The organism is Paractinoplanes aksuensis (assembly GCF_024137025.1).
Lineage (GTDB): Bacteria > Actinomycetota > Actinomycetes > Mycobacteriales > Micromonosporaceae > Actinoplanes > Actinoplanes aksuensis.
On the sequence record NZ_JAMYJR010000053.1, the window covers coordinates 76,519 to 101,094 of the forward strand.

Consider the following 24,576-nt stretch of genomic DNA (forward strand, 5'->3'; position numbering starts at 1 on the left):
ATCAGCCTTTGACGTTGCCGGTTGACGAAAGGAATTCAGCCTTTGACGCTGCCGGCGAGGATGCCGTTGATGAAGTGGCGTTGGAGGAGGACGAAGACGACAAGCAGCGGGATCATCGCGATGCTGCTGGCCGCCAGCAGTTCGCTCCAGACGGTGGCGAAGTCGGCGCCGATCCGGTTGCCGCTGATGTTCTGGGCCAGGGTCGAGAGCACCACCTGCAATGTCTGATGCTTCTCGTCATTGACGGCGACCACCGGCCAGACGAAGTCGTTGTAGACGTTCATCATGGTGAGCACGGCCAGTCCGGCCAGGCCGGGGCGGATCACCGGCACCACGATCCGGCGGAAGACTCCGAATTCGCCAGCGCCGTCGACCCGGCCCGCGTCCAGCAGTTCGTCGGGGATGGCCGCGATGACCTGGCGCATCCAGAAGATGCTGAACGCGTCGATGCTGCCCGGCAGGATCAGCGCCTTGTACGTGTTGACCCAGCCCAGCGCGCTCATTTCGAGCAGCAACGGAATGATGAGCACGAGGGTCGGCAGCATCAGGGTCAGCAGCACGATCCCGAAGAGCAGATCCTTGCCGGGGAATTTGTACTTGGCGAACGCGTAGCCGGCCAACGGACAGAAGAACAGCGTCATTCCGCCCTTGATGACGAGCACCAGCGCCGTATTGGCGAAACCGGTGCCGATCGGCACGTCGGCGAACATCGCCCGGTAGCCGTCGAGCGTGACGTCGGCCAGGGAGAAACCGAGGGGGTCGCTGATGATTTCGGCGGCCGGCTTGAGCGAGGAGCTGATCGCCCACCAGATCGGGTAGAGGAACAGCAGCGCCAGTACGCCCAACAGCGCGTACGTGGGAAGGCTTGGTCTTTTGTCATTCATCACGCGCTCGCAGGAGCCGGACGGAGAGCAGGGACAACGCGAACACGAGGATCACCAGCAGGAACGAGTTGGCCGCCCCGGTGCCCAGGTCGGAGGCGGTGATGTGGTCGTAGAGGTAGAGCCCGGCGGTGGTGGTCGACCCGTACGGGCCGCCCTGGGTCACCACGAACGGTTCGGCGAACATCTGGAACACCGCCAGGGTCTGGATGACCAGCAGGAACGACAGGCTGCGGCGCATCAGCGGCACGGTCATCGACCAGAACTGGCGCGCCCGGGACGCACCGTCGAGGTCGGCCGCCTCGTACACGTGTGAAGGCACTGCCTGCAGCCCGGCCAGCAGGATGATGATGGCGAAGCCGGTGGTCTTCCACAGGAACAGCAGGGCCAGCGTCGGTTTGGACCACGCGGTGCTGGTCAGCCAGCCCACGTCGGGCAGGCCGATCAGGTTGAGCGCATGGTTGACCAGGCCGTAGTCGCGGTCGAAGACGACGATCCAGACCTGGGCCATGGCGACCAGCGGCGTCACGAACGGTGCGATGAACGCCACCCGGAACAGCCCGCGCAGCCGCAGTTTCGCGTTGGAGAGCAGCACCGCCGCGCCGAGACCGGCCACCAGCTGGATCGGCACGACGAGCAACCACATGATCGAGCTGTTGCCCAGCGACGCCCAGAACTCGGGGCTGGTCAGCAGGTAGGTGTAGTTGTCGAGGCCGATCCAGCGGGCCTCGCCGGCCCCGGTCCACTTCGTGAAGCTCAACCTCAGGGCGTACGCCAGCGGGTACGCACCGAAGGCGGCGAACACCACGAAGAAGGGCAGGACGAAGACGTACGGCGCCGCTCTCTTGCGAAGGAGCAGAGACATCAGGCCCGGTCCACCAGGTTCCGCTGGATCTGCTTGGTCGACTCGGCGATCACGTCGTCCACCGACAGCTGGCCCTGGATGAGGCGCTGCAGGTTGTTGCCGAGGTAGTCGACGGACTTGGCCCACCAGGCCGGGATGGGCGCGGCGGCCGGGATGGTCTTGCTGGCGTCGACGGCGACCTTCCACAGGTCCTGGCCGCCGAGCGCCTCGAGCGGCTGGAACAGGGGCTTGGCCGCGTCGAGGGCGGGCAGGAAGGCCGGGACCGAGGTGTTGAGACCGCCCGGATAGGTGTCGCTGGGCCCGTACACGGCCTTGATGCCCTCGTCCTGGACGGTCAGGAACTCGTACAGCCGCCAGGCCAGCTCGGGGTTCTTGGCCTTGGCCGGGATGACAAAACTGCTGCCGCCCATCGCGCCGCTGCGGGCCCCGCCCGGGGTCCAGGCCGGCAGCGGGGCCGCGCGCCACTTGCCCTTGGTCCGGCTGAGCAGGGTCTGCGGGGCGAAGTCGAACCAGATCGCCCACGGCACGAACGCCTGGGTGCCGTCCTCGAGGGCGGCGATGTCGGCCGGCTTCAGGTACGGGGTGTGGGTGACCAGCTTGTCGTCGACGGCCGACTTGATCCAGGTGAAGATGCGCCGGTACTCCTCGGAGTCGAGCCGCAGCTTGCCCTGGTCGTCGCTGAGGCTGGTGCCCTGCTGATTGGCCAGCATCTCGAGCCAGAGCTGACCCAGGAACGGGTCGGCGTCGAGGTGGATGGGCTTGGCCTTGGCGTTGCGCTCGCGCAGCTTCCGCGAGGCGGCCAGCAGGTCGTCGTAGGTGGCCAGGCCGGCCGGGTCGATGCTCGCGTCCTGCAGCAGATCCTCGCGGTAGTAGAGCAGGCCCGGGTTGAGGTCCCAGGGCACGCCGTAGACCTTGCCGCCGACCGTGTTCACGCTCAGCTTCTGGGGCGCGATCCGGTCGCGGTAGGGGGCGATGAGCGCGGTCAGGTCGTACAGGTGCTCGGCCTGGCCGGCGATCTTGGCGTCGTCCCAGAACGAGCCGTCGGGCACGCCGGCCCCGCTGATCAGCGTGTTGGCCAGCTTGGCGTCGATGTCGACGGCCTGGTGGTCGACGGTGACGCCGGGGTTGGCCGCGGTGAACTTCTTGATGGCGGCGTCGAAGACCTTGAACAAGTCGCCCGAGCGGCTCCAGATCGTGAGCGACCCGGTCAGAGGTCCGGCGCTGGAGGAGGCGGTGAGCGGCTGGGAGGTGGTGGTGTCGTCGCCACCGCCGCAGGCGGCGAGGGCGGTCAGGGCACCGGCGCCGGCGGCACCGGCCAACAGGGAACGGCGAGTGGTCATGTCTGCTCCTTCGAGCTGGTGGCAGCTCTGCAACGATGCAGACATCGTGCACGTAGCTCTGCAACGATGCAAGACCTAGGATGGGCGCGTTGCCGTAAGCTGTCGTTTGTTTTTTCGGGGAGGTCGGGATGCGCGAGGCGACGCTGAAGGATGTGGCGACCCGGGCCGGGGTGTCGATCCGCACGGTGTCGAACGTGGTGAACGGCTACGCGCCGGTCTCGGACGCGTTGCGGGCCAAGGTCGAGACGGCGCTGGGCGAGCTCGACTACCGGCCCAACGTGATCGCCCGCAACCTCAAGCAGGGGCGCAGCGGGCTGCTCGGCCTGGTCGTGCCCGAGCTCGACGTGCCGTACTTCGCCGAGCTGGCCCGGGCCACGATCGCCGCCGGGCGCCGGCACGGTTACACGGTCATGGTCGACCAGACCGACGCCGACCCCGAACGCGAGCGCGAGCTGCTGACCCGCAACTCACGGCTGGCGCTGTTCGACGGTCTGATCCTGAGCCCACTGACCTTGACCGTGCAAGACCTTCGTGTACGGGGAAACCGCGCCCCCATAGTGCTGCTGGGTGAGCACTTGTTCGACGGCAGCTTCTCGCACGTGGCGATCGACAACGTGGCCGCCGCCCGCGAGGCCACGGAACACCTCATCGCGCTCGGCCGCACCCGCATCGCGGCGATCGGCGACCAGCCCTACCAGACCGGCGAGACGGCCCAGCTGCGGACGGCGGGTTATCGGCAGGCGCTGGAAAGAGCCGGCATTGCGTACGATCCCCGGCTCGTGCGGCCCACCGAGCGTTTCCACCGCCGCCTCGGGGCCGCGGCCGCCACCGAGCTGATGGCGCTGCCGTCACCGCCCGACGCGATCTTCTGCTACAACGACCTGCTCGCCTTGGGCGCCCTGCGGTCCCTGGTGCGCGCGGGCGTGCGGGTGCCCGACGACGTGGCGGTCATCGGCATCGACGGCATCGAGGAGGGCGAGTTCTCGATGCCGAGCCTGAGCACTGTCGCCCCCGACAAGCAGCAGATCGCCACCCTGGCCGTCGAGAGCCTGGTCGCGCTGATCGAGGGCACCGCCGCCCCGGCCCCGGCCGAGGTGCGGGCCGCCCACACTCTGCTCCCCCGCGAGAGCACGCTCGGTATCAGTGGGCTCGGTGTCAGTGGGCTCGGTATCAGTGGGTGAGCTCGCGCAAGACCCGCTTCTGGTGCACGGCCAGCTCGTCGTCGATGCGGGCGATGTCGCTCTCGGCCACGGTCACCGCGGCGGCCTGACGCGGGGTGCGCTCGAGCATCGCGGCCCGCAGACCGGCCGGCGGGTGCGAGGCGAACAGGGACACGTCGGTGTGCCGGCTCAGGCGGCGCAACGTGGGCATGTTCGGGGCGAGGTTGACCCGCGCCACCCGGGCGGCGTCCAGCCAGGCTGACATGCCGTTACCGGCGCGGGCCTCGCGGCGGACGACGGTGTCGATCGACTCCAGGATCACCAGGTGGTCGGCCAGCGCGACCGCGGCGTCGGTGCCACCGGCCCGGGCTGCCAGCTCGTCGGCCCGGTACTCGGCGCGTTGCGAGTCGCGCTGGCTCGTCCACACGATCAGCAGTTGCAGCGCCCGGGCGACGGTGGCGACGATCCAGCCGAGGAACCGGGTGATGATCGCGGTGAGGTAGCCGATGATTCCCTCGCCGGTCGCTTCCGGCTGGTCGAAGAGGTGAGCGACACGGTCCAGGGTCGTCTCGGCGACCTGAGTCAGCGGGCCGCGACGGATGTCACCGTTGACGAAGTGCCCCAACTCGTGGCCCAGCAGCGCCACCCGCTCCTGCGGTTCGAGCGTCGCCCACAGCGGCAGGCCGATGTTCAGGACCCGGGTGCGGCGCACACCGACCGCGGTGGTGAACGCGTTGAGGTCGTACCCGATCATGAGAACTTGCGGCCGGGGCGCCCCGACTGCGGTGGCGACCCGCTCGATCAGCGCGAACAGTTGCGGCGCCTGCTCCGGCTTCAGCTCGATGCCCTGCCCGGCCAGGTCGGCGACCCGGCCCAGCCGCGGCCGTAGCAGGAAGGCGACGCCGACCAGCACCAGCCCGAGCACGACGCGAGCGGTCGCCAGGGCGGTCGAAGCCCAGCCCTTCGGCCACGTCCGGTGGGCACAGCGGCACCCACCAGAGCGCGGTCAGCGCCAGGTCGAACTCGCGCGTGGACGGGCCCGCGGTGTCCCAGTCGAAGAAGCCGGCCAGCCGGTCGCCGTCGAGGACGGCCGCGTTGTGGGGAGCCGCATCCTGATGCCCGACGATCTGGCCCGGCTCCAGCGTGTGCCCGGCGAACCAGCACTCGTCCAGCGGCGGGACGAAGCCCGCGGTCACGTCGTGAACCCGCCGCATCCACCGGCCGACCTGGGCCGGCATCCTGTCGGTGAACGTCCACGCGGGCCACGGGAACCGGCCCGCGGCCGTCGCGCCGGGCAGGAACGTGAGCATCTCGCGCCCCGTCACGGTGCCGCACGGCTGGACGCCTCGCGCCCGAGCCACCTCAACGCAGCCAGGTGACGCCGTCCGGCCCGGGCAATTCGCCCGCTGTCAGCAGTTCGTCGAGTGCTTCGGCCATGCGCTGGAGCCCGGCGCCGGTACGAGGAAAGCGCCGGCCCAGGACAAAGACGATGCCGTGATGCCCGAAGCCCTGCTGTGCCAACCGAGCGAAGTCGCTGATGTTCTCGGTAACTACACAGCGACGACTCCGGCTCGCCCAAGCCAGGACATCCTCGTCCGTCTTGGCCGCCAGACCGACCTCGATCTCCAGGACGGTGACCGCATCGTGGCCGGCTTGCCGCAGTTGTTGTGCGATCAGGTCGTGTTCGGTCAGCGTCAGCTCGTCGCCGTGCCAGCGGTACCGCAGCACGTCGCGGGCCCGGTCGCGGTCCTGGTGGACGGCCGGATGGTCGCCCTCGAGCACCCGCTCACCGAAGTAGGTGGCGACGATGTGCCGGCGCACCGGCGGCCCGAAGCCCAGGTCGGCGTCGCTGACCACGGTGAAGTCGTTCTTGGCGAGGTCGTCCCAGTGGTCCTTCACGCGCGGGCCGCCGCCCGGATCAGGTCGACGGAGGCCTGCGTGCTCAGCGAGCGCCGCTGCAGTTCGTCGAAGTAGCGGCGGTATTGCGCGAGGCTGTCGGCCGTCTCGAGCAGCCGGTAGCCGGCGGGCCGCGCTCACCCAGCGCATCATCCGGTCGGCCGGCGCGCCCTCGACCCGGTATTCCCGGATCAGGTCGCGCACGTCCCGGGCCTGTGGGCTGCCCGCTTGCAGTGGCCCTGAGACAAGGGAGACAGCCATGAAGGTCCTGTCCGACTTCTCGGTCCTCGTCAAGATCGCCCTGACCGGCCTCCTGCTGGGCTTCGCCCTCGGCCTGTGCGCGACGGGCATGTCCTGGACGCCACCGATGAGCCCGGCCGAACCGGCGCCTACGAGCCCGGCCGACCAGCCCCTGCATTGACCGGCGCCAGCCGGAACGCGGTCCACGAGACCGCGGGCAGACGCAACCGTGCGGAGCCGTCGGCGAGCGCCAATTCGGCGGCCCGCGGCGCGACCCGGTCCGGGTGCAGCTGAGTGTTGGTGGCGGTCAGATCCGGGTCGTGCAGCGTCCACGCCTCGACGACCTCGAGCCCCGCGCCGAAGGCGGCCAGCGGCACGGTGAGCTCGACCGGATCGGTCCGGTGACGGTTCACCGCGAAGACGGTCAGGTCGCCGGTGGCGGGGTCGTGGGTGGCCACCGCGTCGAGCACCGGCACCTCGCCGAAGCGCTCGGTGTCGTACGTGGGGGAAGTGATCCCGATGTCGAGCACCTCACCGCGGGCCAGGCGTGAGGTGAGCGCGAACGGGTGGAACGTGGTCTGCCGCCAGGCCGGGCCGGTCGGCTCGGCGCGGATGGGCGCGATCACGTTGACCAGCTGGGCCTGGCAGGCCGCAGTGACCCGGTCGCTGTGGCGCAGCAACGAGATGAGCAAATTGCCGACCACCACGGCGTCGGCCACGGTGTAGCAGTCCTCGATCACGCGGGGCGCCACCGCCCAGTCAACCGGAGTGGGTCGCGCCTGGAACTCCGAGAGATACCAGACGTTCCATTCGTCGAAGGAAATGTTGATGCGCTTCTTCGACTTCAGCCTGGCCCCGACGCTGTCGGCGGTGGCGGTCACGCTGGTGATGAAGTGGTCCATATCGACGGCCGAGGCCAGAAAGCTCGGCAGGTCACCGTCGACCGGCTCGTAATAGGCGTGGGCCGAGATGGCGTCGACCTGGTCGTAGGCCAGCTCGAGCACGGTCGCCTCCCACGCGCCGAACGTGGGCATCGACGAATGGGAACTGCCGCAGGCGATCAGCTCCAGGCCCGGTTCGGCCGAGCGCAACGCCCGGGCTGTCTCGGCGGCCAGCCGGCCGTACTCGTGGGCGGTTTTGTGACCGGTCTGCCAGGGTCCGTCCATCTCGTTGCCCAGACAGAACATGCCGATCCCGTACGGCTTCCCGCCGCGCCGGTCGGCCAGCGCCGTGCCCTCGGGCTGATTCAGGTATTCGTGGACGTCGAGCGCCTCCTGCACGCCGCGGGTGCCCAGATTCAGCGCGTACATCACCTCGACGTCGGCCTTGGCCGCCCAGCGCATGAATTCGTCCACGCCGACCTCGTTGGTCTCCAGGCTGTGCCAGGCCAGATCGCGCCGCACCGGCCGGTTCGCGACCGGGCCGATCCCGTCCTCCCAGCGGTATCCGGAGACGAAATTGCCGCCCGGATACCGCACCACCGAAACCCCCATTTCCCGTACGAGGGCCAGCACGTCCTGCCGGAAGCCGTCGGCATCGGCCGCCGGATGGGCCGGTTCGTAGATGCCGCCGTAGACGCACCGGCCCATGTGTTCGACGAAGGAACCGAACGTCCGGCGCGAGACGGGGGCGACGACGCGCGCCGGGTCCAGGTTCAGCGAGGCGAACAGGGTCACTTGAGACTCCCTACGGCCAGCCCACCCTGCCAGTACTTCTGCAAAGTCAGGAAGGCGACGATCAGCGGCACGATCGAGACGAGGGAACCCACGATGATGAGGTTCCACAGGGATTGACCGCCGGCATTGTTGGAGCTGGCCAGTTGCGTCCACAGGCCGATGCCGACGGGGAGCGGGAACAATTTCGAACTCGACAACATGGTCAGCGGCAGGAAGAAGTTGTTCCAGGTCGAGACGACCGACAACAGCAGCACGGTGATCACCCCGGGCCGCATCAGGGGCAGCGCCACCCGGACGAATGTCCGCAGCTCACCGGCCCCGTCGATGCGGGCCGCGTCGAGCAGTTCGTCGGGCACCGACGCCGCCGCGTAGACGCGCATCAGATAGACCGCGAACGGGCTGAGCAACGACGGCAGGATCACCGCCCAGATCGTGTCGGTCAGCCCGACGTTCGACATCAGCACGAATGTCGGGATGACCAGCGCCGTCAACGGCACCATCACCGAGCCCAGCACGAGCGCGAAGACCGCGTTCCGGCCCCGGAAGGTGAACTTGGCGAACCCGTAGCCGGCCAGCACCGAGATGACGGTGCAACCGGCCCCACCGGCGAACGCATAGAGAACGCTGTTGCCGAGCCAGCGCAGGAACTCGCCGTTGTTGAACGAGAACAGGTCGCCCAGGTTCTCGAACAGGTGGAAACCGTTGAACCACAACGCCCCCGAGCCCGAGAACAGGCCTTCGGCGTTCTTCGTGCTGGCCACCAGCAGCCACCACACCGGCACCAGGAAATAGGCGCACATCGCGAGGAGCAACAGTTTCGCCCCGACGTGCCGAGGTCTCATGTGAAGATGCTCCCCCGCTTGCGAGTGGCGACCATGAAGATGGCCACGGCCAGGAACACCACGAAGCCGAGCGAGAACGAGATGGCCGAGGCGTAGTTGAACTGGGCGTAGCGGAACGCCAGGTTGAACGCGTAGATGTTGGGCGTGAAGTCGGGCGTCACCGAGCCGTTGGCGATCGGGCCCAGGATCTGCGGCTCGGTGAAGAACTGCAACGTGCCGATCAGCGAGAAGATGAGGATCAGCACCAGCGCCGACGACACCATCGGCACCTTGATGCGAAAGGCGATCTGGCGGGCGCCGGCCCCGTCGATCCGGGCCGCCTCATAGATCGACGAGTCGATGCTGCGCAGGGCGGCATAAATGATGATCATGTAGTAGCCGGACCATTGCCAGGTCACCACGTTCAGCAGCCCGTAGAAGATGTTGCCCTGGCTGAGCAGGAAAGGCGCCCGCACGTCGAACGCGGTGGCGATCTGCTCGATCGGGCCGAAGCTCGGACTGTAGAGAAAGCCCCACATGAGGGCGCCGAGAACGACCGGGACCGCGTACGGGAGGAAGATCACCAACCGCGAGAAGCGGGCCAGCCGGCCGGTCACCTCGTCGAGCACCAACGCGGCGACCAGCGCGACGATGATCTGGAGTGGAATCACGACCAGGCTGAACTTGAGGACGAACCACAGCCCTTTGCGGAACGACGGGTCGCCGAACGCGCGGGTGTAGTTGTCGAACCCGGCGAACGTGGTTCCCGTGGCCAGCCCCTTCGTCCACAGGCTCAGATAACCGGCATAGAGCAGCGGGGCGAGCAGGAACGCGACGAACACGACCAGGAACGGCAGGATGAAGAGCCAGCCCTTCGAGGGCGCCCGCTTTGTCCGTCTCACAACCGTGGCGGCCGGCGCGGCGGAATGCGTGTCGATCATCAGCGCACCGTGAAGCCCTGGCTCTTGGCGTACTCGACGATCTGGTTGTGCAGATCGGTGGCCGCCTGCGCCCCCGTCGTCTCACCCGCGTTGATCTTCACGATCTGGGCCTGCAACTGAGCGTAGTAGTACACGGTGAACGGGCTGTAGACCGCGCCCTTGTACGCGTTCTCGGCCGGCACGTAGATGTCCTTGTTCGCCGTCTGCCCGCCGAAGAACTCGACCTTCGCGTTGACGAACTCGTCGGACTTCAGCACGCCCTGGTTGAGCGGGAAGATCGTCTGCGTCTTCCAGCCGTCCTCGAGCGACGCCTCGTCGGCGTAGATGCCCATCGCGACCTTGGCCGCCAGCGCCTTGTCGGCGGCCTGGCTGGTGACCGCGAACGCCGACCCGCCCCAGTTCACCGACACCGGGTTGGCCACGTCCCACTGCGGCAGCGGAGCCACCGCGAACTTGCCCTTGTCCTTGCCCGCACCCACCCCGGAACCGGTGAGATAGCCGGGCGCCCACGCCGGCCGACACGTACGTCGCGTACTTGCCGCCGACCATGCCCGCGATGTAGTCGGTGGTGAACTGGTCCTCCTTGCCGACCAAGCCCTTCTTCACCAGGTCGCCCCAGAAGCTCAGCACGTCCTTGGTCGCCTGGTCGTCCAGCTTCACGGTGATGTTCTGCTTGTCCGACAGGTCGTAGACGAACGGCTGCGCGCCCTTCTGGATCATCAGCGCGGTCGTCACGGCGGGCACGTTGCTGCCGAAGTCGCCGAACACCGGGCCGCCGGCCGACTTCACCTTCGCGGCCGACTCGGCGTACTCGGCCCAGGTCTTCGGGGGTTTGATCTTGTATTTGTCGAAGATGTCGGTGCGGTAGATCAACGCCATCGGGCCGCCGTCGACCGGGATCGCGTAGACCGCCTCGCCCTGCGAGACGTCCTTCCACGCGCCCTCGCTGAAGTTCTTCTTGACGTCGTTGGCGCCGAACGGGGCCAGGTCGACCAGCGCGTCCTGGATCTCGAACCCGACCAGCTGATCGGCCTCGAGCATGATGACGTCGGGCGCGCCCTTCTTGGCGGCGATCGCGGTCTGGAACTTCTCGTACTCGGGCTGGCCCTGACCGGCGTTCGTCCAGCACACCTGGACGTCGGTGTGCTGGTTGTTGAAGTTGTCGACGACCTTGGCCATGTTCGGGTACCAGGCCCACACCAGCACCCGGGGCGCCTCTTCGTGGACGACCTTGTTGGTGCAGTTGGTGGGCTTGGCGGCGGTTCCGCCACCCCCGCTGTCGTCATCGCCGCCGGAACAGGCGGACAGCCCGAGGGCGACGGTCAGCGTGGTGACTAGGGCAATGGGGAATCTGCGCATGATCCTGGCCTCCTGAAGCACGCCTTCATACGCAGCGTCACCTTCCTAGGGATGACGCCGTGCGGTGGCACGCTATGGGTGGATGCCGAGGAGCGTGAGGGGAGAGCACCGCTCGCCGGGTGACAAGGGGGTTAAAGTCTGATTGCAGCGCTGCAAAAGACTATGCGCCAGCCGACGCGGCCGTGGCAAGAGGACATTCATGATCGGGAGTGATCGATGCGGGAAACTACGCTGCGCGACGTCGCCGAGCTGGCCGGCGTCTCGCCGCGCACCGTCTCCAACGTGGTCAACGGCTACGCCCGGGTCACCGACGCCACCCGCGAAAAGGTCGAACGGGCCATCGCCGAGCTCGGCTACCAGCCCAACGTGCTCGCCCGGAACCTGGCCACCGGCCGCTCCGGGCAGATCGTCGTGGTCGTGCCCTATCTGGACACCCCGTACTTCGCCGAACTGCTGCAGGCGATCATCCCGGCCGCCCGCCAGGCCGGGTACAACGTGCTGGTCGACCAGACCGACGGCGACCCGGCCCACGAGGCGTCGCTGGTCTCGCGCGGGGCGAGGCGGCTGCTGTTCGACGGCATGATCTTCAGTCCGCTCGGCCTCTCCCAACAAGATCTTTCCGTACGGGACCCGGCCCTGCCCCTGGTCGTGCTGGGCGAACGCACCTCGGACGGCACCTTCGACCACGTCGGCATCGACGACGTGGCCGCGTCCTCGGACGCCGTCGCCCACCTGATCAAAATCGGCCGTACGCGCATCGCCGCCATCGGCGACCAGCCGTACCCCACGGGCGAGGCGGCCCAGCTGCGCACCCGCGGCTTCCGGGCCGCCCACGCCGCCGCCGGCCGCCCGGTCGACGAGACGCTGATCGTCGGCACGGCCCGCTTCAACCGCCTCGACGGGGCGCAGGCGATGGCCACCCTGCTCGACCGGGCCGACCCCCCGGACGCGGTCTTCTGCTACAGCGACCTGGTGGCCTCGGGCGCCATCCACACCCTGCTGCAACGCGGCCTGCGCGTCCCCGAGGACGTGGCCGTCATCGGCTACGACGACATCGAGGACGGCCGCTACGGACGACCCACGATCAGCACCATCTCCCCCGACAAGAAGGCGATCGCCCAAACCGCCGTGGACCGCCTCATGCTGCGTATCAGCAGCTCAGAGCCGGTGCCAGGCGTCGAACTACGCGCCGCCCACCGGCTCATCCCCCGCGAGAGCACACTCGGCCGCTGACCGCTTGCGGGTCGCGGTGGCGCACCCCGCTTCGCGTAAAGCGTCCTAGGAACCTAGGTGTGATGGTGGATAACTGCGGTAGGCAGTCGTTTGCCGCTGTGGACAAGTTGGCGCTCGAAGTTGACTCGCGCTCTACGGTCTACCTCATTCCCCGGGCGGGAGGGGGAGGCGGTGGTCAGGGGCTGCAAAAGTCGACGATCATGAAGCAGATTTGCGACGCAGGGCGCCGATCAGCAGCGGCCATACTGCGGTGTGGTCGCCGTAGACCCGGGTTGCCGTGTCGATTTCGGACAACCAGTCGTCGCGCTGGGATTCGGTGATCAGTGACTTGGCCACCGCCAGCGGGGCGATGCTGCGGTAGGTCGCGGCCAGCATCCCGGCCGAGTCGGCCATCGTGCCCAGGCGGCCGGTCACGTCGGTCGCGTCCGGGGCGCCGATGCCGGCCTCGGCGAACAGCGCCGGCAACCGGGTGCCCAGCCGGACGTCCCGGCCCGCGGCCGCGTACGCGCCCAGGAAGACCCGCCGCCACTCGTCGACCACCCCCAGCGGTGGGTACGAGTCGACCGACCGCATGTCGTAGTCCTGCACCACGAGCACGCCGCCGGGCGCCACCCACCGCCACATCCGGCGCAGCGCCGCCACCGGATCGGCCACGTGCAACAGGATCAGCCGGCCGAAGACCAGATCAAAACCTTCCACCGGTACGGCGTCGTCGTCGGTTTCCACGTCGGCCCGGACGAACGCGCCGTCGACGGCCGCCCCGAGCGTCGCGTCGACGTCGATCCCGGTGACCACTCCCCCGCGGGCCGCCATCAGCTCCATCACCGCGCCGGTGCCGCAGCCCACGTCGAGGCAGCGGTCCCCCGGCGACAGCCCGGCCCGGTCGAGCAGCCGGGCCGTGGCCACCGACCACACCTCGGCCTGCCGGCGCAGCCGCTCGTACTCCTCGGCCGTCCGGCCCATCACGTAGTCGCTCACGATTCCCCCTCGAGCTGTCGGGCATGTGCCCTCAGGCTGGCCCGGGACGCCGCGCGGGAGCATCGTGGAGGCGCTACCGAGATTTGGACGCCGGGACCATGACCGAACTGTGCGGACGCGACCGGGAACTGGCCGACCTGGCCGGGCGGATCACCGTGCCCGCGGGCGGTCCGGGCCGGTTGGTGGTGCTCGAGGGGCCGGCCGGGATCGGCAAGACCGCCCTGGCCGTCGCCGCCCTGACCCGCGTCCGCGGAACGACCGTGCTGCGGGCCCGGGGCAGCCCGCTCGACCAGGACTACGCCTTCGGCATCGCACGCCAGGCCTTCACCGGCGTGGCCTCCGAGCACCGGGCCTTGACCGACGGCGAGCCGGCCCGGGCCAGCACGGCCGATGCGACCCACGCGGCGATCCACGACCTCGTCGCGCTGACCGCGAAGGTCGCCGCCCGCCGTCCGACCTTGCTGTTCGTCGACGACCTGCAATGGGCCGACCCGCCGTCGCAGCGCTGGCTGGCCGCCGTGGCCCGCCGCCTCGACGAGTTGCCGCTCGCCCTGTTCCTCTGTGTCCGCACCGGCGAGCGCGTCCTGGACGATCTGCTGGCCGGAACGGTCATCCCGTTGGGCCCGCTCGACCGGGCTGCCGCCGAAGCCCTCGACCCGACCCGGGCCCCGACCGCGGGCGGCATCCCGTTCCTCCTGGTCCACGACTCGGCCGAGATCGGCCGTTGGATCACCCGCCTGCTGCACGAGTTGCCGAAAGGCTGCGCCCCACTGGCCACCGCGCTGTCCGTTCTCGGCCCGGCCGCCCGCCTCCACGAAGCCGCCGAACTGGCCGGGCTGACCCTCGCCGAGGCCGCCCCCGGCGCCGACGCGCTGCGGGCCGCGGGTCTGCTCGCGCCCGGCGAATGGACGCTGGCCACTCCGCTGATCGCCACGGCCGTCGGCGAACGGCTGGGCGCGGGCGAACGTGGCCTGTGGCACGAGCGGGCGGCCGCCCTGACCGGGCACGACCCCGAACGCGCGGCGGTGCACCTGCTGCGGACCGAGCCCGCCGCCCGTACCGAAGTGGTGTCTCTGCTGCATCTGGCGGCCACCCGCGTCGCCGCCCGGGGCGCGCCCGAGACCGCCGCCCGCTACCTGTGCCGCGCCCTCGAGGAATCACCGACCGACCCGGCCCCGCTCCAACTCGATCTGGCCCTCGCCCTGGCCGCCGAGCGCCGCGAGGGCGCAGCCGCCCTGGCCCACGAGGCCGTCGTCCACATCGCCGACCCGGCCGCGCGGGCCGAGGCCGCCCTGCGCTGCGGCCGCGCCCTGGCCATCACCCCGCTCAGCACGGCCGCGATCGCCGTGCTGCGGATCGGCCTGGCCGCCGCGCCCACCCCCGAGACCCGCGCCCGCCTGGAGGCCGAACTCGCCGGCGCGGCCGGCAGCGACAGCCGCACCATGCCACTGACCCGCGAGTACGTCGCTCGCAGCGGCACGCAGCCGCTGGCGCCGGTGATCGCCGCCGTGAACGCGACCTTCGACGGCGAGCCCGCCCCGCGCACCCTGGCCCGGCTGCACCCGGCCCTGCCCGGCCTGGCCGCCGAGACCGACTCGGTGCTACCCACGGTGGCCGCGCTGACCCTGATCGCCAACGGCGACCTGACCACCGCCGCCCGCATGGCCCAGTCCCTGATCGACGAGGCCGCCCCGCGCGGCTGGCTGAGCACCGTCGCCCATGGGCAGTTCCTGCGCTCGCTCACGCTGCTCCCGGCCGGCCGCATCACCGAGGCCCTGGCCGACGCCCGCGCCGCCACCGACTTCAAGCTGACCAGCAGCACCCCGCCCGAGGGCCTGCTGTTCGCGCTCGTCCCGTTGCTCGACGCCCTGATCGAAGCCGACCGCCTGCCCGAGGCCGAGGACGCGCTGCGCCAGTCGTTCCCCGGCGAGCCGCCACCGCACGCGCTGAGCAGCCCGATGCTGCTGCAGAGCCGGGCCCGCCTGCGCTGGGCCCAGAACCGTCCGGCCGACGCGATCACCGACCTGCGCACGGCCGCCGGCCGTTGGGCCGAACTGGGCGTACGCCACCCCGCGTTCGCCAGTTGGCGGGCCGACCTGGTCGCGCCGCTGATCGCCGCCGGCGACCACCCCGCCGACCTGGCCGCCGCCCACCTGAAGCTGGCCGAAGCAGCCGAGGCCCCCGGCCCCCTGAGCGCCGCCCTACGCACGGCCGCCCTGGTCGCACCCCGCGACCAGCGACTGTCCCTGCTGTCCCGAGCGGTCGACGTCTGCGCCGGAACATCGGAACACCTGGCCTCGGCCCACGCCGCAACCGTCTACGGCGCCGCCCTGCGCCGGGCCGGCCGCCGCGACGAAGCCCGCCACTTCCTGCGTACGGCCTGGGAAGCCGCCGCCGCAGGCGGAGCTCACCGCCTGGCCACCCGAGCCATGACCGAACTGCACGCGACCGGCGCCCGCCCCCGCCGCCCCGCCACCCACGGCCCCGACGCCCTGACCGACGCCGAGAAACAGATCACCGCCCTGGCCGCCGACGGCCTGACCAACCGCGAGATAGCCCAGCACCTGACCCTGAGCCGCCGCACCGTCGAGACCCACCTGGCCCACGCCTACGCCAAGCTGGCCATAACCTCCCGCCGCGACCTAGGTGCGGCCCTGAACCGGGGCTAGGCAGGCGAGAATCAGCTCCTGCGCCGAGCGGACGGTGGCCGCGTAGGCCGTCGCTTCGCGGCCGATGTGTTCGGCGCCTGCTCGCATGGCGCCGGAGAGCAGTTCCACTGTGAGGGCCACGTCGCCGACGTCGCGGAATTCGCCTCGGGTGATGCCTTCGCGGACGACGTTCTCCACCTCGGACACGACCGCGGTGAACGGGTTGTCCGGGCCTTTGGGCACTTCGGCGACCAGCGGGCCGGATCCGGGGCGGAACATCGGCTGCAACGCCTGATCGGTCGACGCCTCCAGGACGGCCTCGACGATCCGGGCCAGCCGGTCGGCGGCCGGGGTCGCAGGTTGCGCGGCGATGGCGGCCACTCGTTCGCGCATCGGGCGGCTGGCCCGCTCGGTGAGGGCCCGGATCAGGGCCGGCTTGTCGGCGGCGTAGTTGTAGAGCGTGTTGCGGGCCAGGCCGGCCCGGGCCGCGATATGCCCCATCGTGATCTCGTCGTAGCCGCGTTCCAGCAGCAGCTGCCGCACCGCCTCGGCCAGGTCGGCCCACACCAGCTCGTGGTGCTCCTCGATGCTGGCTCCCCGGATGCGCGGCATCCTGTCATCCTGCCTGAGGCGCCAGGTGCCCGTTCTGCTGGTGGGCGACCGTCAGCCGCACGCTGCTCAGGCGCCAGCCCTGGGGTGTGCGCACCGCTTCGTTGTCGTAGAAGCCGACCACCAGCCAGCACTCGCCGGACGGCACCCAGTGCTCGGCCCGCACGTGGGCGTGCACGGTGGCCCGGTCGCCGTCGATCTCGACGGTGTGGCCGGTGATGACGTGGTGGGTCGCCGCGAAGGAGGCGAACGAGCCGCGGAGGATCTCCACGTACTCCGGCAGCGGCATGGTCATCGGCGGAATGTCACCGACCGACGAGAAGTCGAGGGTCACCGGGTCGGTGAGGACCCGCGCGGGCAGCTCGGCGAACTCTTTCAGATCGGCGATGTCGGCGTAGCGGCCCAGAAGTTCGATGAGTGCGGCGTGATCGTCCATGCGCCAAAGATTACGACAGACTGTCGTGAAAATCCAGGAGAGAGCGGGCGACCAGCACGCGCACGTCGTCCGGGGCGACCTGTTCCTGCAGGAAGACGACGCTGTAGACGGCGGCTACATCGCCCGCTGAGCCTCAGAAGACCAGCAGGGCCTCGTTGTTGAGGAACAGCGGGATCACCCGCGCGGGCTGCGGCACCGCGTAGTGGAAGCCCATCCCCTGCCGATAGCCGAGGTCATGGAGCATGGCCGCCTGCGGAGCGCCCTCCACGGCCTTGGCCACCGGGGTGATGCCCAGGTCGCGGGCCAGCACGACGATGGCCCGGGCCACGGTGGCCTGGCGGGGCGAGGTGATGATCTGCTCGGTGATCGAGCCGTGCAGCTTGATGATGTCGATGGGCGCCGACCCCAGTGCCCGCAGCGAGGCCGGCCCGGCCCCGAAGTCGTCCAGACTCACCCGTACGCCGGACTCGCGGACGGCCCGCAACGTGCGCACCACCGTCTCCTCGGCCAGGGCATCCTCGGTGACCTCGAGGATCAGCCGGTCGGGCGCGGTGACCGTGCGTGCCACCTCGTCGGCGAAGCCGGGTTCGCGCAGCTGGTGGGCCGAGACGTTGACGTAGGTCTCGGGCCAGTCGGCCTCCTGCTGGCGGCACGCCTCGGCCAGCATCCACCGGCCCAGCGGCCCGATGAGCCCGCTGCGCTCGGCGATCGGGATGAAGTCGCCCGGCATGATCGGGCCGCGGGCCGGGTGCTGCCACCGGGCCAGCGCCTCGAGGCCGGTCAGCGTGCCCTCGCCGAGCCGGACGATCGGCTGGTAGACCAGTTCGAGCTGCCCGCCCTCGACCGCGTCGTGCAGGCCTTCGAGCAGGGCCGCCTGGTCGAGGAAGCGGACCTTCATCCCCGACTCGTAGGGCACGGGCCGGCCGTGGCCGCGGGTCTTGGCCGTCCGCAGCGCCATCTCGGCCTTGCCGAGCAGGTCGGTCCCGCGGTCGCCGGGCGCGCCGTGGGCCACGCCGATGCCGGCCCGGGCCGAGACGGGACGTCCGCCGGCGTCGACCGGGCGGGCCAGCGCGACCCGGATCCGCTCGCTCAACTGTTCCAGCTCGGGCCCGGTGATCCGGGGCACGAGCACGGCGAACTGGTCGCCGCCGAGCCGGCCCACCACCCCGTCCGCGCCGGCGCTGTCACCCAGCGCGCGGGCCACGCCGGCCAGGATCTGGTCCCCGGCCTCGTAGCCGAGCACGTCGTTGACGCTCGCGAAGTCGTCGAGGTCGACGACCAGCACACCCGGCGCGTCACCCCGTTGGAGCCCTTCGGTGGCCTCGTCGAGACGGTGCAGGAACGCCGCCCGGTTCGCCAGTTCGGTGCCGGTCACAAGACTCCGATCGGCACCCGTCCCCGTTGACTTAGGCCGCGGCCGGGTCGAGCAGGGCGGCCTCGATCTCGGCGGCCGGGACGGGGCGGCCGAACAGGTAGCCCTGGGCCAGCGAGTAGCCGGCCGCGTGCAGGCGGCGGGCCTGGTCCTCGGTCTCGACGCCCTCGGCCACGGCCTCCATCCGCAGGCCGTTGGTGAAGCCGATCAGGTGCTCGACGATGACCGCCCCGGCCTGGTCGGCGGCGGCCCCGCTGACGAACGACTTGTCGACCTTGAGCACGTCGACCGGCACGGTCAGCAGCAGCGACAGCGAGCTCTGGCCGGTGCCGAAGTCGTCCAGGGCCACGCGCAGGCCCCGCTCGCGCAGCTCGCGCACGGCCTCGAGCGCGGCGCCGGCCTCGAGCACGGCCGTCTCGGTGACCTCCAGCAGCAGGCGGGTGCGGTCGACGCCCGTACGGGAGAGAATGTCCTCGACCTCGGCCACGAACCCCGGCTCGGCGAGCTGACGGGCCGAGACGTTGATGCTGACCTTGCCCGGGGCCCGCTCCCCGTGCCGGTGCTGCCACACCGCGGCCTGCCGGCAGGCGTTCTCGAGCACCCAGCGTCCGATCTCGACGATCACTCCGCTGCGCTCGGCCAGCGGCACGAACACGTCCGGCGCCACCAGCCCGAGTTCAGGGTGGCGCCAGCGCAGCAGCACCTCGACCCCGGTCCGGCGCCCGCTCGGCAGCTCGACGATCGGCTGGTAGAGCAGGAACAGCTCGTCGCGCAGCAGGGCCTGGGCCAGGTCGTCGGTGAGCCGGGCCGCTTCCCCGGCCTGGTCGTCGAGGGCCGCGTCGAACCACTGCCATCGGTCGCCGCCGGCCGCCTTGGCCGCGTACATGGCCACGTCGGCCCGTCGCAGCAGGTCGACCGGGGTGTCACCGGGGCGGGCGGTGGTGACGCCGATGCTGGCCGAGCTGCGGCCGGGGGCGCCGGTCGGCTCGCGCAGCGCGGTCACCATCCGGCCCAGGATCTCCTCGACGTGCACCGGGTCGAGGTCGCGCAGCAGGATCGCGAACTCGTCGCCGCCGAGCCGCACGACGATGCCCTGGGGGCCGGTGACCGCGCGCAGACGACGGCTGACCAGCACCAGCAGCGAGTCGCCGGCGTGGTGGCCGTGCCGGTCGTTGACGTTCTTGAAGTCGTCCATGTCGAGCAGGGCCACGTGCAGGCGGGCCCGGGTCGCGACCAGCAGCTCGGCCGTCTGCTCGAACAGGGCCCGGTTGCCGACCCCGGTCAGCGGGTCGTGGGTGGCCTGGTGGGACAGCTGGTCCTGGTAGTCGCGCAGCTGGGACAGGTTGGCGTCGACGGTGCTCAGCAGGCGGCGGTTCTCGCGCAACGCGTACACCTGACGGGCCATGACGAGCACCGTGAGCAGGGCGGCGCTGATGCGCACGGCCGGGTCACCGCCGCCGGTCGAGAGCAGCAGCCCGTCCAGGGCGACGACCGCGACGTACGGAAGGACGCTCAGCCGCCGCCGCGGGCGGGGCTTACGGATGGCTCCGTCCCCGTGCAGCTGCTGGTTCGCGGCCAGGATCATGCCGAGCGCGCCGATCGGCACGGCGGCGAAGCTCGACGACAGGTAGGGACGGTCGCCGAGGAACGGCGACAGGCCGCCGAAGACGACACTGAGTGCCCCGCCCGCCGCCAGCAGGTGCAGCGACCGGCGGTCGATCCAGCCCGCGCCGGCAAAGGCGACCTTGAGGAACGTGACCACCGCGACCAGGCCGACCGCGACGATCACCAGCACCGCGCCGGTCGAGCCGGATTGCTCGACCCACTCCTGGTTGCCGCGGATCGAGAACTGCCAGACGAAGGCGGCCCCGGCCACCAGCACCACGCACGAGTCGAGGGCGAACCGGACCCGATCGCCGTGGGTGCGCTGCCAGGACGGCAGCCGCAGCAGGGCGAAGATGACCACACCCATGACCGCCAGGTACAGGGCCATGGCGACCGGGCCGATCCGCTGCGACGGCTGCGGGCCGCCGACCGCGTCGACGGCGTTGGCGACCGTGGCCGCCCCGAACAGCAGGCCGGCGACGGTCAGGCTGCGCCAGAACCGCCGGGTGGCCGGGTCGAACCGCTCCGAGCGCACGACCCGCAGGGACGCGAGCGCGGCCAGGCCGCTGATCACCGGCAACGGAAGCCATCCGAGCACGGGGTGAGCCCATTCATGCCCGAGCCCGGCCACCAGCCAGACGGCGTCGAGCAGCACGAGGGCCACCCCGGCGAGCGCGAGGGCGTTCCGCTTCCGAATCATGCCCGCTCTCATCGGCACGCGACCCCGGCCGTCAAGGCAAAGTTGTTTGAAGGTTGAAGAGAACTCACCTGGACCGGCCGGCTGCCGATCTCCAGGACCGTGGAACTACGGCGCAGGCTGACCCCCGACCCCGTGCTGGCCGGGCTGTCCCTGTTCAGCCTGGCCCTGGTCGGGTGGTTCCTCACCGGCCCGGGCGGGGCCACCGTCTCGTGGGCGGTGCAGACCGCCCTCGACGTCACCATCGCCGTCGGCGCCTGGCGGCTGGCCCGGCTGAACACGGGTCACCGGCATGCCCGGCGCTTCTGGCTGGCCGTTCTCGCCACCGGGGTGTGCTGCACGCTCGGCGACGGCTTCCAGACCGTGCTCACCCTGTTCGACCAGGCGGCCGGGCACCAGCCGCACGTGGTCCAGACCGGCCTCGTCGTGCTCGGCATGCTGATCGTGGTCGTCGCGATGGTGTTCCACCCGTTGGGCGGCACCGGGCGGCAGCGGCTGCGACTGTGGCTGGACGCGGCGACCGTGCTGGCCGGCGTGGCCGTCTTCCTCTGGTACTTCCTGCTGGCCGGGGTCGTCACCCACGGCAACCGGACCGACCTGGCCGGCGCCGCGGCCACCTCGGCCGTCATGCTGCTGATCACGGTCGGGCTGCTCAAGCTGATGCTGGGCGGCACCGCGCCGTTCGCCCGCATCCCCGGCCTCGTGGCCGCCCTCGGGGTGGCCGGCACCGCGGTCGCCGCCTCCACCGTGACGCTGGTGACCGGCAACGACGACCCGGGCGTCATCTACGTCTCGCAGCTGCTGCCGTGCCTGCTCATGCCGGTCAGCATGCGGCTGCAGTCGCTGCACATGCGCCGCGCCGCCACCCGCCCGGCCGCGCCGGCCCGCCGCCGCTCGAGCCGCCTGCCCTACGCGGCCGTCGTGGCCGTGCAGCTGCTGCTGCTCGCGGCCCTGCTCGGGCACAGCGGCGACCTGCGGATCTGGGGCGTCGCGGTGGGCGCGGTGACGATCACCGGCCTGGTCCTGTCCCGGCAGACGGCGGCGTTCACCGACAACGAGCGGCTGCTGTCCGAGCTCGACTCCCGGATGGCCGAGGTGCACGAGCTGCACGACGAGCTGCACCACCGGGCCACCCACGACGCCCTGACCGGGCTGGCCAACCGCAGCCTGTTCGAGCAGCGGCTGGGTGAGCTGCCGGCCGGCGCCGAGGTCGGCCTGCTGCTGATCGACCTCGACGGGTTCAAGCCGGTCAACGACTCGTACGGCCACCACGCCGGCGACCAGGTGCTGGTGGCCGTGGCCGAGCGACTGGCCGCGTGGACCCCGCCGGACGGGCTGGCCGTACGCCTGGGGGGCGACGAGTTCGCCGTCCTGCTGCCCGGCCCGGCCCCGGCCGACGGGCTCGTGGCCGCGCTGGAACGGCCGATCATGCTGCCGGGCACGGCCGAGGTGACCGTCGGCGCCAGCGTCGGCCGGGCCACCGGCTCGCCCGCCGACGCCACCCACCTGCTGCGCGAGGCCGACGCGGCCATGTACCGGACCAAGGCGGAAAGGAAGAGCGCGAAACCGCTAAGTTTCTCGATGTGACACACGACGCGCGGCTCGTCGCGGGCCGGTACCGGCTGGGCCGGGCGCTCGGCCGCGGCGGGATGGGCGCGGTCCGGCAGGCCCACGACGACGTCTCGACCGACACGTACGAGCGGGTCAGCCGCACTCCCTGAACCGCATAATCAGCCTTTCGGAGGGGCTGCGCGCGACGATCTTCGGAGTAACTTACGGGCAGTGTTCCTCTCCGTGCTGGGTCCGTTGCGCGCCACCGTCCGGGGCGTGACGGCCGATCTCGGTGGGCCGCGGCAGCGCGCTGTGCTCGCACGTCTCGCTGTCGCGGCCGGCGAGGTCGTGTCGGCCGACCGGCTCGTCGACGACCTGTGGGGCGACACGCTGCCGGCCAAGGCGCTGGCCACCCTGCAGGTGCACATCTCGCATCTGCGCCGCGCGCTCGAACCGGGCCGGGCCCCCCGCACCCCGGCCACCGTCCTGGTCAGCGCCCCACCCGGGTACGCGCTGCGCCTGCCGCCGGAGGCGGTCGACGCCTGGCACTTCGACGCCCTGGTGCGCACGGCCGCCACGGCCGCGCCGGCTGAGCAACTGCGGCTGCTGACCGAGGCCCTCGACTGCTGGCAGGGCGACGCGTACGCCGAGATGGCGGCCGAGCCGTGGGCCGGGCCCGAAGTGGCCCGCCTGACCGAGCTGCGCCTGCTGGCCGTCGAGTCCCGGGCCGAGGCGCAACTGGCGCTCGGCCGCTCGGCCGTGGTGGTGGCCGAACTCGAACGCCACCGGCACGACAACCCGGGCCGCGAGGCCGCCGTCCGGCTGCTCGCGCTCGCCCTCTATCGCTGCGGCCGCCAGGGGGACGCCCTGGCCGTGCTGCGCCGCACCCGCGACCACCTGGCCGACGAGCTGGGCGTCGACCCCGGCCCGGTGCTGCGCGCGCTCGAATCGGCCATCCTGGCCCAGGCCCCCGCGCTCGACCCGCCACCGGCGGCCGCCGCCCCGGTGCTGGGCGCCCCCGCGCTGGGCGTCCCCGTGCCGGGCGCCCCGATGATCGCCGCGCCGGTCGCCTCCGGTCGCGAAGCCGAGCTCGCCACCATCGCCGCCGCCGCCGACGAGGCCGCCCAGCACGGCGCCCGGGTCGTGATGATCGGGGGCGAGGCCGGCGCCGGCAAGACCACCCTGGCCGAGGCCGCCCTGGTCACGTTGGCCGGGGCGGGCTGGGTCACCCGCCGGGGCCGCTGCCCCGAGGTGGCCGGCGCTCCGCCCGGCTGGGCCTGGACCGAGGCCCTGAACGGATCCGATCCGGCGGCAACCGGCCCGCCCCACCCGGCCGAGGGGCCCGCCCGGGCCGCCGCGGCCTCGGCCCACCTGTTCGAGAAGCCCGCCCCCGCCGCGGCCCCACCCAGCCCGTTCGAGAAGCCCGCCCTCGTGGCCGCCTCACCCAACCCGTTCGAGCTGGGGCGCCGGATCGCCGGCGGGCTCGACACCGGGCCGACGGCCGTGCTGCTCGACGACGTGCACCGGGCCGACGACCTGACCCTGCAACTGCTGCGGCAGGTGGTCGCGCAGCAGGCCACGCGCCCCCTGCTGGTGCTGGTCACCTATCGCACGACCGACCGCGGCGACGAGCTCGACGCGACGGTGGCCGCGCTGCTCGGGTCGACCGCGGCCCACCTGGTGCTGCGCGGCCTGGCCCCGGCCGCGGTGGCCGAGCTGGCCCGCCGGCACGGGCTGGCCGAGGCCGGTCCGGAGCTGCTGGCCCTGGTGGCCGAGCGCACCAACGGCAACCCGCTGTTCGTGCGCGAGCTGGCCCGGCTGATCGCGGCCGAGGGCGCGGGCGCGGCCGGGTCGGGCATCCCGGCCGGCGTCCGCGAGGTGCTGCGGCGCCGGATCGCCCGCCTGCCCGACGCCGTGGCCACCACGCTGCGCCAGGTGGCCGTGCTCGGGCGCGAGGCCGACCTGGACACGCTGGCCGCGGTGGCCGGGCGCGACCCCGACGACCTGCTCGACCTGCTCGAGGCGGCGGTGCTGGCCGGGCTGCTCGACGAGCCCGCGCCGGGCCAGGTGCGGTTCACCCACGCGCTGGTGCGCGACACGCTCTACGAGGACACCCCGCTGCTGCGCCGGGCCCGGCTGCACACCCGGGCCCTGACCGCGCTCGACGGGCAGGCGGACGCGGCCACGCTGGCCCGGCACGCCGCGGCGGCGGCCGGCCCGGCGACGGCGCGAGAGGCCATCCCGTACGCGGTGACGGCGGCCCGGGCC

21 protein-coding genes and 1 pseudogene are annotated in these 24,576 nt (G+C 71.4%); 7 read left to right on the forward strand and 15 right to left on the reverse strand.

The genetic code is table 11. The annotated features are described in order from the left end of the window. Positions 1 to 35 precede the first annotated feature (35 nt). Genes M1L60_RS41570 through M1L60_RS41580 form a run of 3 tightly spaced genes read right to left on the reverse strand, consistent with a single transcriptional unit; the run spans position 36 to position 3,086 of the window. Positions 36 to 884, reverse strand: a complete 849-nt coding sequence (locus M1L60_RS41570; RefSeq protein ID WP_253243100.1) for a carbohydrate ABC transporter permease — start codon at positions 882 to 884, stop codon at positions 36 to 38. Further along, positions 877 to 1,746, reverse strand: a complete 870-nt coding sequence (locus M1L60_RS41575) for a carbohydrate ABC transporter permease (RefSeq protein ID WP_253243101.1) — start codon at positions 1,744 to 1,746, stop codon at positions 877 to 879. Before M1L60_RS41575 ends, M1L60_RS41570 begins: the two co-directional genes overlap by 8 nt. Continuing rightward, complete coding sequence (locus M1L60_RS41580; RefSeq protein WP_253243102.1) at positions 1,746 to 3,086, reverse strand: ABC transporter substrate-binding protein; 1,341 nt, start codon at positions 3,084 to 3,086, stop codon at positions 1,746 to 1,748. Before M1L60_RS41580 ends, M1L60_RS41575 begins: the two co-directional genes overlap by 1 nt. A gap of 128 nt (positions 3,087 to 3,214) precedes the next feature. Here M1L60_RS41580 and M1L60_RS41585 point away from each other — a divergent pair, with 128 nt between their 5' ends. Next, on the forward strand, positions 3,215 to 4,267 hold the full coding sequence (locus M1L60_RS41585; protein WP_253243103.1) for a LacI family DNA-binding transcriptional regulator: 1,053 nt from the start codon (positions 3,215 to 3,217) through the stop codon (positions 4,265 to 4,267). Here the strand turns inward: M1L60_RS41585 and M1L60_RS41590 are convergent. The 3 genes and pseudogenes from M1L60_RS41590 to M1L60_RS41600 form a co-directional block, all read right to left on the reverse strand. Then, positions 4,257 to 5,171, reverse strand: a complete 915-nt coding sequence (locus M1L60_RS41590) for a M48 family metallopeptidase (RefSeq protein ID WP_253243104.1) — start codon at positions 5,169 to 5,171, stop codon at positions 4,257 to 4,259. The two genes, M1L60_RS41585 and M1L60_RS41590, sit on opposite strands and share 11 nt — an antisense overlap. A gap of 46 nt (positions 5,172 to 5,217) precedes the next feature. Further along, positions 5,218 to 5,556 (reverse strand): annotated as a pseudogene (locus M1L60_RS41595) (phosphotransferase); the annotation flags it as partial. 52 nt (positions 5,557 to 5,608) lie between these two features. After that, positions 5,609 to 6,346, reverse strand: coding sequence for a DUF5615 family PIN-like protein (locus tag M1L60_RS41600; protein WP_253243105.1), 738 nt, complete (start codon positions 6,344 to 6,346; stop codon positions 5,609 to 5,611). Between the two features lie 55 nt (positions 6,347 to 6,401). Here M1L60_RS41600 and M1L60_RS41605 point away from each other — a divergent pair, with 55 nt between their 5' ends. Next, the gene (locus M1L60_RS41605; RefSeq protein WP_253243106.1) at positions 6,402 to 6,563 is read left to right on the forward strand and encodes a hypothetical protein; all 162 of its coding nucleotides are present in this window, start codon (positions 6,402 to 6,404) and stop codon (positions 6,561 to 6,563) included. Here the strand turns inward: M1L60_RS41605 and arfA are convergent. The 4 genes from arfA to M1L60_RS41625 form a co-directional block, all read right to left on the reverse strand. After that, positions 6,532 to 8,058 carry an arabinosylfuranosidase ArfA gene (arfA, locus tag M1L60_RS41610; RefSeq protein WP_308208621.1) on the reverse strand — a complete coding sequence of 509 codons (1,527 nt, stop codon included), beginning with the start codon at positions 8,056 to 8,058 and terminating at the stop codon, positions 6,532 to 6,534. The genes M1L60_RS41605 and arfA overlap by 32 nt on opposite strands. After that, a complete protein-coding gene (locus tag M1L60_RS41615) occupies positions 8,055 to 8,900 on the reverse strand; it encodes a carbohydrate ABC transporter permease (protein WP_253243107.1) in 846 nt (281 codons plus the stop codon). Before M1L60_RS41615 ends, arfA begins: the two co-directional genes overlap by 4 nt. Continuing rightward, positions 8,897 to 9,820, reverse strand: a complete 924-nt coding sequence (locus tag M1L60_RS41620) for a carbohydrate ABC transporter permease (RefSeq protein WP_253243108.1) — start codon at positions 9,818 to 9,820, stop codon at positions 8,897 to 8,899. The genes M1L60_RS41615 and M1L60_RS41620 overlap by 4 nt, the downstream gene beginning before the upstream one ends. An 81-nt stretch (positions 9,821 to 9,901) precedes the next feature. After that, on the reverse strand, positions 9,902 to 11,200 hold the full coding sequence (locus M1L60_RS41625; RefSeq protein ID WP_253243109.1) for an ABC transporter substrate-binding protein: 1,299 nt from the start codon (positions 11,198 to 11,200) through the stop codon (positions 9,902 to 9,904). Between the two features lie 195 nt (positions 11,201 to 11,395). On the opposite strand from M1L60_RS41625, the gene M1L60_RS41630 reads away from it, so the two are divergent. Then, positions 11,396 to 12,412, forward strand: a complete 1,017-nt coding sequence (locus tag M1L60_RS41630; protein WP_253243110.1) for a LacI family DNA-binding transcriptional regulator — start codon at positions 11,396 to 11,398, stop codon at positions 12,410 to 12,412. A gap of 198 nt (positions 12,413 to 12,610) precedes the next feature. Here M1L60_RS41630 and M1L60_RS41635 read toward each other — a convergent pair whose 3' ends face one another. Beyond that, entirely contained in the window at positions 12,611 to 13,390 is a 780-nt protein-coding gene (locus M1L60_RS41635; protein WP_253243111.1) for a class I SAM-dependent methyltransferase, read from the reverse strand. A gap of 98 nt (positions 13,391 to 13,488) precedes the next feature. On the opposite strand from M1L60_RS41635, the gene M1L60_RS41640 reads away from it, so the two are divergent. After that, positions 13,489 to 16,059: an AAA family ATPase gene (locus tag M1L60_RS41640; protein WP_253243112.1), complete on the forward strand. Its 2,571-nt coding sequence runs from the start codon at positions 13,489 to 13,491 to the stop codon at positions 16,057 to 16,059. Here the strand turns inward: M1L60_RS41640 and M1L60_RS41645 are convergent. The 4 genes from M1L60_RS41645 to M1L60_RS41660 form a co-directional block, all read right to left on the reverse strand. Then, entirely contained in the window at positions 16,033 to 16,650 is a 618-nt protein-coding gene (locus M1L60_RS41645; protein ID WP_253243113.1) for a TetR/AcrR family transcriptional regulator, read from the reverse strand. The two genes, M1L60_RS41640 and M1L60_RS41645, sit on opposite strands and share 27 nt — an antisense overlap. A 4-nt stretch (positions 16,651 to 16,654) precedes the next feature. Next, positions 16,655 to 17,083 carry a nuclear transport factor 2 family protein gene (locus tag M1L60_RS41650; RefSeq protein ID WP_253243114.1) on the reverse strand — a complete coding sequence of 143 codons (429 nt, stop codon included), beginning with the start codon at positions 17,081 to 17,083 and terminating at the stop codon, positions 16,655 to 16,657. A 133-nt stretch (positions 17,084 to 17,216) separates the two neighbouring features. Next, positions 17,217 to 18,458 (reverse strand): putative bifunctional diguanylate cyclase/phosphodiesterase, encoded by a 1,242-nt coding sequence (locus M1L60_RS41655; RefSeq protein WP_253243115.1) that lies wholly within the window; start codon positions 18,456 to 18,458, stop codon positions 17,217 to 17,219. A gap of 31 nt (positions 18,459 to 18,489) precedes the next feature. Next, positions 18,490 to 20,760, reverse strand: coding sequence for a putative bifunctional diguanylate cyclase/phosphodiesterase (locus M1L60_RS41660; RefSeq protein WP_253243116.1), 2,271 nt, complete (start codon positions 20,758 to 20,760; stop codon positions 18,490 to 18,492). A gap of 99 nt (positions 20,761 to 20,859) precedes the next feature. Here M1L60_RS41660 and M1L60_RS48120 point away from each other — a divergent pair, with 99 nt between their 5' ends. The 3 genes from M1L60_RS48120 to M1L60_RS41675 all read left to right on the forward strand — a co-directional run. Continuing rightward, entirely contained in the window at positions 20,860 to 22,344 is a 1,485-nt protein-coding gene (locus M1L60_RS48120) for a diguanylate cyclase domain-containing protein (protein ID WP_253243117.1), read from the forward strand. Continuing rightward, positions 22,341 to 22,478 carry a hypothetical protein gene (locus tag M1L60_RS41670; protein WP_253243118.1) on the forward strand — a complete coding sequence of 46 codons (138 nt, stop codon included), beginning with the start codon at positions 22,341 to 22,343 and terminating at the stop codon, positions 22,476 to 22,478. The genes M1L60_RS48120 and M1L60_RS41670 overlap by 4 nt, the downstream gene beginning before the upstream one ends. A gap of 61 nt (positions 22,479 to 22,539) precedes the next feature. After that, a partial coding sequence (locus M1L60_RS41675) for an ATP-binding protein (RefSeq protein WP_253243119.1) occupies positions 22,540 to 24,576 on the forward strand: 2,037 nt, incomplete at its 3' end.

Coding starts and splice junctions, on each gene's coding strand:
- M1L60_RS41585 (WP_253243103.1), top strand. CDS start 3,215: ATGCGCGAGGCGACGCTGAAGGATGTGGCGACCCGGGCCGGGGTGTCG.
- M1L60_RS41660 (WP_253243116.1), bottom strand. CDS start 20,760: ATGATTCGGAAGCGGAACGCCCTCGCGCTCGCCGGGGTGGCCCTCGTG.
- M1L60_RS41620 (WP_253243108.1), bottom strand. CDS start 9,820: ATGATCGACACGCATTCCGCCGCGCCGGCCGCCACGGTTGTGAGACGG.
- M1L60_RS41580 (WP_253243102.1), bottom strand. CDS start 3,086: ATGACCACTCGCCGTTCCCTGTTGGCCGGTGCCGCCGGCGCCGGTGCC.
- M1L60_RS41630 (WP_253243110.1), top strand. CDS start 11,396: ATGCGGGAAACTACGCTGCGCGACGTCGCCGAGCTGGCCGGCGTCTCG.
- M1L60_RS41605 (WP_253243106.1), top strand. CDS start 6,402: ATGAAGGTCCTGTCCGACTTCTCGGTCCTCGTCAAGATCGCCCTGACC.
- M1L60_RS41650 (WP_253243114.1), bottom strand. CDS start 17,083: ATGGACGATCACGCCGCACTCATCGAACTTCTGGGCCGCTACGCCGAC.
- M1L60_RS41615 (WP_253243107.1), bottom strand. CDS start 8,900: ATGAGACCTCGGCACGTCGGGGCGAAACTGTTGCTCCTCGCGATGTGC.
- M1L60_RS41570 (WP_253243100.1), bottom strand. CDS start 884: ATGAATGACAAAAGACCAAGCCTTCCCACGTACGCGCTGTTGGGCGTA.
- M1L60_RS41640 (WP_253243112.1), top strand. CDS start 13,489: ATGACCGAACTGTGCGGACGCGACCGGGAACTGGCCGACCTGGCCGGG.
- M1L60_RS41575 (WP_253243101.1), bottom strand. CDS start 1,746: ATGTCTCTGCTCCTTCGCAAGAGAGCGGCGCCGTACGTCTTCGTCCTG.
- M1L60_RS41645 (WP_253243113.1), bottom strand. CDS start 16,650: ATGCCGCGCATCCGGGGAGCCAGCATCGAGGAGCACCACGAGCTGGTG.